Genomic DNA, 11,044 nt, shown 5'->3' with positions numbered 1-11,044 from the left:
AATCCCTGGTGTCCATAGCGGTGGGGAAACACCCGGCTTCCATTCCGAACCCGGCAGTTAAGCCCACCAGCGCCCATGATACTGGCCGGGAGACCGGTCGGGAAAGTAGGTCGACGCCGGGGGGTTTTGATTAATTTGATATTTTTATTATAGAAAAATCCGACAAGAAATAATCAATTTTCAAATCACAAAATCTCTTTTTAATTGTTATATTTAAAACCCTGGTTGCCGTTTGATGATTTAAATTAATAAGTCTTTCTATTGAAAATCAAAGAAATCTAACCATTTTAATCTATTGTATAATAAGAGTGTTCCAAAATTCTCGCAAGTTTACCTTTCCGTGTCATCCTGAGGCTGAAGGCCGAAGAATCTAATCTTTTAAAAATAAGAAAAATGAGATTCTTCGCTAACACTCAGAATAACACCATTGGGTCGTTCTTTGTCATCCAGCAGCGAAGTGAAGGATCTCATGTTTTAATATGTTTTGAAAGGAAGGAAACAATAACAGGAGATTCTTCGCCGGCTGCAGAATGACGATGTGGTTTTTACAAGCAGCCTCAGCTTAAAAAAGAAAATGTGAATTTTGCACCATTGAGGGATAGAAGAAGTAAAAAGAACAAGTTGCAAGAAGGAAGGAAATGAGATTTTTGGAATGTGTAGTGATTTTAATATTTGGCGGTTTAATTAAAGCTTATGGCTTAAAAACTTTTGAATATTTTTTTAATAAAAATTCCTTACAATAAGATCCCTCCCACTAGAGGGAGGGCGGCGAAAGAAAATTATTTTCTCATAGATTTTTCAACTTCTTTTTCCATATGAGCAGATCTTTTTTCTACTTTTTCTTTCAATTCAGCAATATTTTTCTCAACTTCAGATAATTTAGCATTACATGCTGACGGACAGGAGCCTTTTAAAGAATTCAAAGCAGCTTCCAAGTCTGCAACTTTTTGAGATAGTCCAGCAGATGAATCATTTTTTAAGTTTGCCAATTCTTTAGAAAGAGATTCTACTCTGCTATTTATAGCATCAAGCTTTTGAAAAATAGGTGCAAACTTTTCATCAACATATTCTTTTGAAACATAATTACTTCTTGGCACATCTTTTCCTATTGGAGCATCATAACATCCACATTCTGAAGCTGCTAATTGAGCGTTTGCGAATGTAAACGATGCTACAATAGCTCCCATGCTCATTAATATATACTTTTTCATTTCTTTCCTCCTTAATTTGTTATACAGACTATGAAAATTATTTTCTCATAGATTTTTCAACTTCTTTTTCCATATGAGCAGATTGTTTTTCTACTTTTTCTTTTAATTCAGCAACATCTTTTTCTAAAGCAGAAATTTTTCCATTGCATGCTTCTGGGCATGTGTTTTTCATTTGATTAATTTGAGCTTCTAAGTCGTTAATTTTTGCTGCCAATGCTGCATTTCCAGATCCAGAAGATTTTAAAGCAGCCACTTCTCTTTCTAATGCTGATAATTTAGCATCTACAGAGTTAACTTTTTCAGCAACTCCGGCTACTTGTTGGTCTACATATTCTTTTGTTGCATAGTTTGCACTTGAACAGCTTGCTAATGCTACTGAACCTACTGCTAACGCTACTACGAATAACTTTTTCATCTTTAATACCTCCTGATAGAATTTTTATTTTATCTTATTAAATATAATTCATTTTATAACAGAAGTCAAATTAAAAATTTGTAATTTTTCAAAAGTTTATCAACCCCATTGCATTTCTAACATCCTTCATATTTTCTTTTGCAACTTCTTTAGCTTTTTCTGTTCCAGTTATAATTATCTTTTCAATATATCCAATATTTTCTTCATATTCTTTTCTTTTTTCTCTTATAGGAGATAAAAATTTATCTATATTCTCAAATAGAATTCTTTTACACTCTACACATCCTATTTCGGCATTTCTACATTTTGCTTGAATTTTATCTACTTCTTGCGAGTCTGTGAAATATTTATGATAAGAAAATACATTACAGATTTCCGGTCTTCCTGGGTCGGTTTTTTTAAGTCTTTGTGGGTCTGTTTTCATAGACAATATTTTTTTCTCAAGAGTTTCTCTCGGCTCGCTTAATGCTATTGTGTTATTGTAAGATTTAGACATTTTCCTGCCATCTGTTCCAAGAAGCTTTGATGATTCTGTTAATAAAGCTTGCGGTTCTTTAAATATAGGACTGTAAAGATTGTTAAATCTTCTTGCTATTTCTCTTGTTATTTCTATATGTGGCAGCTGGTCTTCTCCTACCGGAACTGCATCTGCATTATAGATTAAAATGTCGGCTGCCATTAAGATAGGATATCCAAAGAATCCGAATGTGTCTATATCTTTTCCAATATCTCCTTCTTTTATGTTGTGAACTATTTCATTTACTATCTCTTGTTTGATTTTTAAATCTGTTAAATCTTTCGTTAATCCCTCGTAATCTATATCTTTTTTGTGGTAAAAAGCTTTATATACAATCTCATGTAATTTGTCTTGGTCTATCTTTATGTTTTTTCCAAATAGAAAGTCTCTTATGTATTGAAAAATTAAATTAAATTTTAAATCTTTGTATGATGGGTTTAGTTCAAGCCAGCTTTTTGGTGTTATCATGCCAAAGAGTAATGCAAGCTCACTGTGTTCTTTAACTCCCGATTGGACAAAGATAGTGCTCTTCTCCGGATTAATACCGCAGGAAAGCCAGTCTATTACAAGGTCGTAAATATTTTGTTTTAAATCGGATGTTTCTTTATATTTATTTGTCAATGCATGCCAATCTGCAACAAAGAAAAAACATTCATTGCTATCTTGTAACTTTAGCCAGTTTTTTATAACGCCAAAGTAATGTCCTAAATGAAGCTTTCCTGTAGGACGCATACCGCTAACTATTCTCATAAATTGCCTCCTTTTATTTTTGTTATAATAATTCTAACCTAATTTAGGAGGAAATTATGATTAGAGGAAGAGTTTGGAAGTTTAAAGATGACGTTGATACAGACCAAATAATACCTGCAAGATATCTTGTGACTACAGACCCAAAAGAGCTTGCAAAACACGTAATGGAAGATGCAGACCCAACATTTCCATCAAAAGTAAAAGAAGGTGATATACTTGTTGCTGGTAAAAACTTTGGTTGTGGGTCTTCAAGAGAACATGCTCCTCTTGCCATCAAGGGTGCTGGAATTGCTGCAGTAGTAGCTGAATCTTTTGCAAGAATATTCTTTAGAAATGCTATTAACTTAGGCTTATTAATCATAGAATCTCCGGAAGCTGCAAGAGAGGCTGAGGAAGGAGATATTTTAGAGATTGATATTAACCAAGGTGTTATAAGAAATGTTACTAAAAATAAAGAGTATAAGATAAAACCTCTACCGGAAAATCTACAAGCTATTTTAAAAGCCGGCGGCTTGATGGAATACGCTAAGGAAAAAATAAAAAATGCTTCGTAAGATACTAACAGCAATCGACTTAACAGAAGATAGTAAGACTGTTTTAGAAGCCGGCTCTAAAATTGCCAAAGCTAAAAATGCAACAGTTTATATTGTTTACGTCTTAGAGCCGCCAAATGTTCCATTTTTTGATGAGCTTCCAACAGAAGAAAAAGAAGCTCTTTTAAATTTACAAAAAGTTTTAAAAGAAAAAGCAAAAGAGACTTTATCTGAATATAAACAAAAACTTGAAGCGGAAGGTTTATGTGTAGTTCCAATTATCTTACAAGGTCAAGTTGTTGAGTCTGTTTTGGAATTTTCAGAAAATAATGATGTTGATTTAATTATTGTAAAGTCTCATAAAAAGTCAGAGATTGAAGAAAAAGCCATAGGTAGCAACTCTTTAAGAATAGCATCAAGGTCTAAAATTCCGGTGCTTGTTATAAAAGAAGACAAAACTCAGTATAATCATATACTTGTTGCCTATGACTTTTTGCCTACTTCTGAAGAAGCGTTGAAATTTTCATTGGATTTAGCATCTATTTATAATTCAAAGATTACAGTAATTCATGTTGATAATGATTCACATTTTACTCACATAAAATCAGTTTATGAAAAAGTAAGGCAGCATAAGATTGAAAAATTACAAAAGCTAAAAGAAGAGTATCCATCGGTTGAAGTTGTATACAAAGAAGGTCTCCCGGAAAAGGAAATTTTAAAGTTTTCAGAAGAAAAAAACGTTGACCTTATAGTTACAGGTAAAAGAAAAGATAAAGGCGGAAAGTTGTCGTTTATAGGTTCTACATCTTATAAAATACTTAAAGGAGCAAAAACTGCTGTTTTAGTATTTAGGAGTAAATAATGAAAAAACTTTTATTGTCAGCGCTTGTTTTGTGTAATACTGCATTTGCAGGCATAAACATAAAACCGTCTTCAGAAAATCCATTATTTTATTATGGAATTTGCAAGATAGCTAAAGACAGGCATGATATAAAAACAGCCTACGAATTTTGTAGAGAAGCTGTTAAACGTATGCCTGACACACCTGCAGTCTATAGAGAAACAATTTTCCTTGCATACAGTCTTGGTAAAAAAGAAGAAGCTCTTGAATTGCTAAAAACTTACAAAGAAAAATTTAAAAACGACCCAGAAACTTATCTATTTTTATCATTCTTTTACAACGTAACGAAAAATCAAAAAGAAGCTTTATCTGTATTGGAAGAAGGATATAAAAAATTTCCAAACAATGAAAAAATAATTTCAGCTTTGATTGACCAATACATTGAAAATAAAAATTTAAACAAAGCAAAGGAGCTTTTAGAAAAGCTTGTTACAATAAAAAAAGATGACCCATCTATCTATTACAAAATAGCGAGAATATATCTTTTTGAGAACAACACACAAAAAGCAGAAGAGTATCTGAAAAAATCTTTACAAATTGACAAAAAATATAAACCATCATGGCAACTTCTTGGCGAGATTTACAGACAATCCGGCAATTACGATAAAGCGATAGAAATCTACAAAAACATACTAAAAGACGACCCTAATAATCTTGAAGCTTTAAACAGACTATTTCAGATTTACGTAGATAAAGATGACTTCAATAATGCTGCAGAAACCATAGATAAAATCATCAGACTCAATCCTAAAGACAACGACGCTATATTAAAGAAATTTTTACTTTACATAAAGTATGGTAAATCTAACGAAATTTTACAAGATTTAAAAAAATCTTCACAAGAAAATCCGGATAATCCATTCTTAAAATTTATGCTTGGAATGGCTTATGAAACATTGGAAGATTACCAAAATGCAAAAGCAATTTATGAAGAGTTATACAAACAACAGCCGGACAACCAAGAACTTATTGACAGACTTGTCAGTGTTTATTTAAACCTTAAAGAGTATGATAAAGCATTAGAAATTTTAAACAAACTTTACGTCCAAAACCCTAAGGATTATAAAATTCTTTTATCAATGGCTGATATAGAAGACAAGAAAGGAAATATAAAAAGAGCACTCGAGCTTGTTAAAGAAGCTGAAAGTATAGCACCGGATGACCCAACCGTTCATTTTATAAAGGCGATTTATCTTGATAAACTTGGAAATTGGCGAGAAGCCGAAAAATCCCTTTACAAATCCTTAGAGCTAAGACCAGATTACCCTGATGCTTTAAATTATCTTGGATACACTTACATAGACAGAGAAATAAACATAGACAAAGGTATTGAACTTGTAAAAAAAGCACTTGAGAAAATGCCGGATAGTCCTGCTTATTTAGATAGCCTTGGTTGGGGATACTACAAAAAAGGTAATTATGCTGAGGCTGAAAAGCTAATAAAAAAAGCACTTGAAAAAATGCAAGATGACCCAGTATTAAATGAGCATTATGCAGATATTTTACTAAAATTAAACAAAAAACAAGATGCTATAGAGTATTACAAAAAAGCTTTAGAGCTAATAGATAAAAAGGGCGAAGGAGAGCCAAATCAAAAAGAAAGAGTTTTAAAAAAGCTTAAAGATTTGAGGTGAGTAAGATGAAAAATTTAAAATTTCTATTTATTTTTCTATTTTCTACTTTATTTTTAAACTCTTGTTCTACGACTACGTTTCAACCTTTTTACTGTGAGAATAAATTTAAAGAGATAAAACAAAAAGATAATGCCATACCTGATAAATTTAGCTTTGCCGGTTCTGCGATGGTTTCTGGCTTGCCGGCATTAGTAAAAGGAGAATTTGGAGAAAATGAAAAAATGTATATATCATCTCCTTTTGGAAAAAATCTTTTGACAATAGAAAGAAAAGATGGCTCTTTATGTGTCAAAGCTTCCGGATTTGAATCTTGTAATTCTGGAGAGATTTTATCCTTAGTATCCCTTTATATACCACAAGCAAAACCATTGACAGATATAACTCTTTTAAAAAGTTTAATATCTAAAAAATTCAACATTCAAGAGAATGAAAAGTATGAATGCGATGGCAATAAATTGAAGATAATCAGACCAGAGTATACGCTTGTTTATGAAGAAGGAAATTTAAGAAAGATAATCTATAAAGATTATACAGTTGAGTATGGTTTAAACAATGAAATTCAGCTTACAAATAACGGCAGCGTTTTAATGAAGCTTAATATATCAAATTTGAACTTTGCTAAATAGGAATTAGCTGTAAACTTTTTGATAGTAGAAGGCTCTTTGAATGTTTCCAAGAGTTTTGACTTTACTGAAGGAAAAAGGAACAAGCTCTGATGTAAAATATTTATCTCTTGCTTTAAGACAGCTTCAGTAAATATTGCATTTGACTATTGTCAAACTTACAAAAAATGAGTATTTAGCAATTCCATAGCTTCTAAAAACAATAAAAATTTTAAAGTTGTTAAATGAAAGGTAAGCAGAGAAATGATAAATATATAGACATTTACAGGAGGTTATAAGGTTGAGAGATATTCAAGAGTTAAAAGAAATAGCAAGAGAGCTTAGAATTGATATTATTACAATGGTGTACAACGCCCAGTCTGGACATCCGGGTGGGTCTTTGTCTGCCATCGATATTTTAACTGTTTTATATTTTGGTGGATTTTTAAGATACGACCCAAAAAATCCTTGGTGGGAAGATAGAGATAGATTCATCCTTTCTAAAGGACATGCATCACCTGCTTTATACTCAGTGTTGGCAAAAGCTGGGTATATACCAAAAGAAGAATTGTCTACTTACAGAAAAACAAAGGGATTTGCTCCGGATGGATATAGTAGATTGCAAGGTCATCCTGCATGGCAAGGAAATAGACACGGCGTTCCAGGAGCAGAAGCTTCAACAGGTTCCTTAGGTCAAGGGTTGTCGGTAGCAATTGGTCAAGCTCTTTCTGGAAGACTTGCAAATAAGGATTATAAAGTTTATGTAATGCTTGGGGATGGAGAAGTCCAGGAAGGTATGACATGGGAAGCTGCAATGTTTGCAGGACATCATAAGTTAGATAATCTAATAGCAATTCTTGATAATAATAATCTTCAAATTGATGGAGATATAAGACATATCATAAACATTCATCCACTAAAAGAAAAGTATGAAGCTTTTGGCTGGCATGTGATAGAGATTGACGGACATGATTATCAGCAGATAATAGATGCCTTTACTCAAGCAAATCAAATAAAAGGAAAGCCAACCATGATTGTAGCTCATACAGTTAAAGGTAAAGGCGTATCGTTTATGGAGAATAACTTTAAGTGGCACGGCGTTGCACCAAGTAAAGAAGAGTATGAGAAAGCAATCCAAGAATTAACATCCGGAGGTGTGTAAGTTTGATGGCTGAAAAAATTGATATAAATAAATTGCCTAAAAAAGCATTAAGAGATACATACGGAGAAGTCTTAGTTGAGCTTGGAAAGATAGACCCGGAAATGGTTGTTTTAGACGCAGATTTATCAGAATCTACAAGGACCCATAAATTTCATGTTGCTTATCCGGATAGATTTTTCAATGCCGGAATTGCAGAACAAAACTTGATTGGTATAGCTGCAGGACTTGCTTATACCGGCAGGACTGTTTACGCATCTTCATTTGCTATATTTTTAACCGGAAGACCTTGGGAGATAATCAGACAACAAATAGCTTACAATAAACTAAACATTAAGCTTGTAGCTTCTCATGGTGGTGTTTCTGTAGGTCAAGATGGAGCTTCTCATCAAATGAATGAAGATATATCATTAATGAGAACGCTGCCAAATATGAACGTAATCGTTCCTGCAGATAGCGTTGAGATGGAAAAGGTTCTTAAAAAAGTACATTGGATTAAAGAGCCGTTTTATATAAGAATGGGAAGGGAAAAATTCCCGGTAATATTACCTGAAAACTACGAGTTTGAAATTGGTAAAGGATATGTATTAAAAGAAGGTAAAGATGTATCTGTTATAGCCTGCGGTGTGATGGTTTCTATGGCTTTACAAGCTGCTTACGAGCTTGAAGATGAAGGTATAGACGTAGAAGTTATAAACATGTCTTCTATAAAACCTATTGATAAAGATTTAATCATACAAACCGCTAAAAAAACAGGTGCAGTGGTTACATCAGAAGAGCATTCTATAATCGGCGGTCTTGGAAGTGCAGTAGCAGAAGTTTTAGCAGAAAATTATCCAACTATCCTTGTAAGACATGGTGTTGAAGATAGATTTGGCATATCCGGTCCGGCTTGGGAAGTAATGGAAGAGCTTGGCTTATCTGTACCGGGTTTGAAGAAAAAGATAAAAGAAGCTTTAACTAAAAAAGTAAGATGATTGTTAAAATCTGTGGCATAACACTGCCAAGTCAAGCAAAAGAAATATCAGAGTATGGAGCAGATTATATAGGTGTTATAACCTATCCAAAAAGTCCAAGATATGTTGACGTTGAAAGAATTAAAAAAATAAAAGAAAATCTAAAAAATAGCAAGCTTGTGGCGGTTGTTGTAAATCCAAGCTTAGAGCAGGCTTTAGAACTTTTAAACATAGCTGATTTTATTCAGTTTCATGGAGATGAAGATTTAGAATTTGTTAAAAAATTTCCGAAAGATAAAGTTATAAAGGCAATCAGAGTTAAAGATGAATCAGACTTAGAAAAAATAAAGACGTTTAAAAATGAAGATATTACAGTTTTGGTTGATGCGTTTAAAGAAGGTGTTTATGGTGGGACGGGGGAGATGATAGATTTAAATCTCTTAAAAAAGATTACAGATATGTATGACAAAGTAATCATCTCCGGCGGTCTGTCTGAAAACAATCTTAAAGAGATTTTAAACCATGTAAAACCTTATGGAGTTGATGCATCATCAAAGTTAGAAGCATCTCCGGGCGTTAAAGACTTAGATAAAGTTAAAAAATTTATAGACATTGCGAAAAGCAGATGAGCCAGTTTATAAAAAATATAAAACCTATATGGGAAGAAAAAACAGCTCCGGTTGTAGATTTTCTGTATAGATTAAACATAACTCCAAACTTTCTAACCATCTGTGGTTTGATTTTAATTTTTATTGGAAGTTATTTTATCTATCTAAATTACCTGTTTATTGCAGGGATTTTTATTCTTTTTGGAAATATTTTTGATGCTCTTGATGGCTACCTTGCAAGAAAGTATAATCAAACTTCAACTTTTGGAGCTTTTTTGGATTCTGTCGTAGATAGATACTCTGATGTGGTTCCAATTTTTGCTTTGATTTATCTGTATAAGGATGATGATTTGTTTTTTTTGATTGGTGCAGTGGCTATAATCGGCTCATTTATGACAAGCTACACAAGGGCAAGATGTGAAGGTCTTGGATATGAATGTAAAATAGGTGCTTTTGAAAGACCGGAAAGGTCAATATTTTTAATCATTGGACTTTTATCCGGATTGGTTTTTTACAGCATTCTTTTAATAGCCATCGGCTCAAACTTTACAGCATTCCAAAGAATTTTTTATTTTTATAAAGAAAGTTCTAAGCTTTGACTATATAGTGTATAGAAAATGTTCTAAAAATCAATGTTGTCATTCTGCAGCCGGCGAAGAATCTCATGTTTTTCTTTTTGTTTATTGTGTAAAGAGGTTATTCTTCTGTAAAGTTGCTATTGATTTTGACTTAATGTGTTGTTTAAGCCATTATCATTCTTTTAAACCCGTCTCACATCTCACGTCTCACGTTTCACCTTACAAAACCCACACGGTTCAGATGGAACCAAGTGAAGCAAAGGGAATGGAAATAAAATTTTCCCCTTTATAACCCACACGGTTCAGATGTAACGTTTAGCTTAGGCTTTGGAGGTTCTTTCTTTTCTTCCTTTATAACCCACACGGTTCAGATGGAACTTATGATCAGATTGAATATGAGTTGGAAAAGATGGACTTTATAACCCACACGGTTCAGATGGAACAATACCACGCACTAAACCCAATAACTCCTGCGGTTGACTTTATAACCCACACGGTTCAGATGTAACTCATTTTCTCTCTCAAGCTTGAACATATAGTCTAACACTTTATAACCCACACGGTTCAGATGTAACCATTCTTATTCCAGGGAACAAAAGATACATAGAAGTCTTTATAACCCACACGGTTCAGATGTAACTAATTTTTGTCAATTTGAAGGTGTCTTTTCAACAATCTTTATAACCCACACGGTTCAGATGTAACTACTCAGTTTTTTCTTTCAGCTAATATTCAGCAAGACTTTATAACCCACACGGTTCAGATGTAACAGAGACGTTCCGAGAATAAGAGATTATACGATTGATCTTTATAACCCACACGGTTCAGATGTAACTCACTTCTGAAAAAGTAAAAAACATAAACGACCTGGCTTTATAACCCACACGGTTCAGATGTAACAATTAATAAGAAGGAAGGAAAAGTTTGCCTTATTTTCTTTATAACCCACACGGTTCAGATGTAACGAAAACAAGAATTTCCTAAAAAACGAATACTAAAAACTTTATAACCCACACGGTTCAGATGTAACAAGTATTGTATCATGTTCTGGGTCTATTCGACCCAGCTTTATAACCCACACGGTTCAGATGTAACCCGTTAACTTTTAACTCAAAAATAAAATCGCTTTTAACTTACTCTATCAATATTCTGATAATCATTATACCAAACTTTTAAAAAA

The 11,044-nt window shown here is 33.1% G+C and carries 11 protein-coding genes, 1 rRNA gene and 1 CRISPR repeat array; of the genes, 9 read left to right on the top strand and 3 right to left on the bottom strand.

Translation table 11 applies throughout. The annotated features are described in order from the left end of the window. Positions 1-4: 4 nt before the first annotated feature. Positions 5-122: ribosomal RNA gene (gene rrf / locus Q0929_RS07850) — 5S ribosomal RNA — on the top strand. A gap of 657 nt (positions 123-779) precedes the next feature. Here the strand turns inward: rrf and Q0929_RS07845 are convergent. The 3 genes from Q0929_RS07845 to trpS all read right to left on the bottom strand — a co-directional run bounded on the left by Q0929_RS07845 (position 780) and on the right by trpS (position 2,893). Then, a complete protein-coding gene (locus Q0929_RS07845) occupies positions 780-1,211 on the bottom strand; it encodes a hypothetical protein (protein ID WP_299239506.1) in 432 nt (143 codons plus the stop codon). A 37-nt stretch (positions 1,212-1,248) separates the two neighbouring features. Further along, positions 1,249-1,626, bottom strand: coding sequence for a hypothetical protein (locus tag Q0929_RS07840; protein WP_299239504.1), 378 nt, complete (start codon positions 1,624-1,626; stop codon positions 1,249-1,251). Between the two features lie 88 nt (positions 1,627-1,714). Further along, positions 1,715-2,893, bottom strand: coding sequence for a tryptophan--tRNA ligase (gene trpS, locus Q0929_RS07835; protein WP_299239503.1), 1,179 nt, complete (start codon positions 2,891-2,893; stop codon positions 1,715-1,717). Positions 2,894-2,946: 53 nt separating this feature from the next. On the opposite strand from trpS, the gene leuD reads away from it, so the two are divergent. The 8 genes from leuD (at position 2,947) to Q0929_RS07795 (ending at position 9,885) form a co-directional block, all read left to right on the top strand. Next, positions 2,947-3,447 carry a 3-isopropylmalate dehydratase small subunit gene (gene leuD, locus Q0929_RS07830; RefSeq protein WP_198001801.1) on the top strand — a complete coding sequence of 167 codons (501 nt, stop codon included), beginning with the start codon at positions 2,947-2,949 and terminating at the stop codon, positions 3,445-3,447. Beyond that, the gene (locus Q0929_RS07825; RefSeq protein ID WP_299239501.1) at positions 3,437-4,288 is read left to right on the top strand and encodes a universal stress protein; all 852 of its coding nucleotides are present in this window, start codon (positions 3,437-3,439) and stop codon (positions 4,286-4,288) included. Before leuD ends, Q0929_RS07825 begins: the two co-directional genes overlap by 11 nt. Then, the gene (locus Q0929_RS07820; protein WP_299239499.1) at positions 4,288-5,961 is read left to right on the top strand and encodes a tetratricopeptide repeat protein; all 1,674 of its coding nucleotides are present in this window, start codon (positions 4,288-4,290) and stop codon (positions 5,959-5,961) included. The genes Q0929_RS07825 and Q0929_RS07820 overlap by 1 nt, the downstream gene beginning before the upstream one ends. A gap of 5 nt (positions 5,962-5,966) precedes the next feature. Next, a complete protein-coding gene (locus Q0929_RS07815; RefSeq protein ID WP_299239497.1) occupies positions 5,967-6,587 on the top strand; it encodes a hypothetical protein in 621 nt (206 codons plus the stop codon). A gap of 277 nt (positions 6,588-6,864) precedes the next feature. Continuing rightward, positions 6,865-7,725 carry a transketolase gene (locus Q0929_RS07810; protein WP_299239495.1) on the top strand — a complete coding sequence of 287 codons (861 nt, stop codon included), beginning with the start codon at positions 6,865-6,867 and terminating at the stop codon, positions 7,723-7,725. 5 nt (positions 7,726-7,730) lie between these two features. After that, a complete protein-coding gene (locus Q0929_RS07805; RefSeq protein WP_299239494.1) occupies positions 7,731-8,699 on the top strand; it encodes a transketolase family protein in 969 nt (322 codons plus the stop codon). Further along, positions 8,696-9,307 carry a phosphoribosylanthranilate isomerase gene (locus Q0929_RS07800; RefSeq protein WP_299239492.1) on the top strand — a complete coding sequence of 204 codons (612 nt, stop codon included), beginning with the start codon at positions 8,696-8,698 and terminating at the stop codon, positions 9,305-9,307. The genes Q0929_RS07805 and Q0929_RS07800 overlap by 4 nt, the downstream gene beginning before the upstream one ends. Further along, positions 9,304-9,885 (top strand): CDP-alcohol phosphatidyltransferase family protein, encoded by a 582-nt coding sequence (locus Q0929_RS07795; RefSeq protein WP_299239489.1) that lies wholly within the window; start codon positions 9,304-9,306, stop codon positions 9,883-9,885. Before Q0929_RS07800 ends, Q0929_RS07795 begins: the two co-directional genes overlap by 4 nt. 198 nt (positions 9,886-10,083) lie before the next feature. After that, a CRISPR array of direct repeats spans positions 10,084-10,959; the repeat unit is 29 nt; unit sequence CTTTATAACCCACACGGTTCAGATGTAAC. Positions 10,960-11,044: the final 85 nt, after the last annotated feature.

It is taken from the genome of Sulfurihydrogenibium sp. (assembly GCF_028276765.1).
GTDB lineage: Bacteria > Aquificota > Aquificia > Aquificales > Hydrogenothermaceae > Sulfurihydrogenibium.
Note: the sequence above shows the minus strand (reverse complement) of the source record. Positions and strands in the feature narration are given on the sequence as shown.

Excerpts from the sequence above, each read along its gene's own strand:
- Q0929_RS07845 (WP_299239506.1), bottom strand. The coding sequence starts at position 1,211 with ATGAAAAAGTATATATTAATGAGCATGGGAGCTATTGTAGCATCGTTT.
- Q0929_RS07840 (WP_299239504.1), bottom strand. The coding sequence starts at position 1,626 with ATGAAAAAGTTATTCGTAGTAGCGTTAGCAGTAGGTTCAGTAGCATTA.
- trpS (WP_299239503.1), bottom strand. The coding sequence starts at position 2,893 with ATGAGAATAGTTAGCGGTATGCGTCCTACAGGAAAGCTTCATTTAGGA.
- Q0929_RS07825 (WP_299239501.1), top strand. The coding sequence starts at position 3,437 with ATGCTTCGTAAGATACTAACAGCAATCGACTTAACAGAAGATAGTAAG.
- Q0929_RS07820 (WP_299239499.1), top strand. The coding sequence starts at position 4,288 with ATGAAAAAACTTTTATTGTCAGCGCTTGTTTTGTGTAATACTGCATTT.
- Q0929_RS07815 (WP_299239497.1), top strand. The coding sequence starts at position 5,967 with ATGAAAAATTTAAAATTTCTATTTATTTTTCTATTTTCTACTTTATTT.
- Q0929_RS07805 (WP_299239494.1), top strand. The coding sequence starts at position 7,731 with ATGGCTGAAAAAATTGATATAAATAAATTGCCTAAAAAAGCATTAAGA.
- Q0929_RS07800 (WP_299239492.1), top strand. The coding sequence starts at position 8,696 with ATGATTGTTAAAATCTGTGGCATAACACTGCCAAGTCAAGCAAAAGAA.
- Q0929_RS07795 (WP_299239489.1), top strand. The coding sequence starts at position 9,304 with ATGAGCCAGTTTATAAAAAATATAAAACCTATATGGGAAGAAAAAACA.